This window comes from uncultured Maribacter sp. (genome assembly GCF_947500405.1).
GTDB lineage: Bacteria > Bacteroidota > Bacteroidia > Flavobacteriales > Flavobacteriaceae > Maribacter_B.
Genome location: NZ_CANMRY010000073.1, coordinates 1 through 527, shown reverse-complemented (window position 1 = coordinate 527; position 527 = coordinate 1). Strand labels below are relative to the sequence as shown.

The window sequence follows — 527 nt, the reverse complement described above, 5'->3', positions numbered from 1 at the left end:
CAAGAAGTAGATACATTTAGTTTCAATGCAGCTACAGGAGATTTAACCTTAGAAGTACAGGATGACGGTCAAGCAGCACATGTAGCTAACTTAAGTGGATTAGATACAGATAACCAAACAGTAGATGGCTTAACGTTCAATGCAGGAACTAGTGAATTAGCAATATCTTTAGAAGATGATGCAGAAGTTCCAGTAACTGTAGATTTAAGTGCATTAGCAGTAGACACGGATAATCAAGAAGTAGATACATTTAGTTTCAATGCAGCTACAGGAGATTTAACCTTAGAAGTACAAGATGACGGTCAAGCAGCACATGTAGCTAACTTAAGTGGATTAGATACAGATAACCAAACAGTAGATGGCTTAACGTTCAATGCAGGAACTAGTGAATTAGCAATATCTTTAGAAGATGATGCAGAAGTTCCAGTAACTGTAGATTTAAGTGCATTAGCAGTAGACACGGATAATCAAGAAGTAGATACATTTAGTTTCAATGCAGCTACAGGAGATTTAACCTTAGAAGTACA

The 527-nt window shown here is 36.6% G+C and carries 1 protein-coding gene; it reads left to right on the top strand.

What is annotated here, in order from left to right; translation table 11 throughout:
• On the top strand, positions 1 to 527 hold a 527-nt coding region (locus tag Q0945_RS16050; RefSeq protein ID WP_299436697.1), incomplete at both ends, for a hypothetical protein.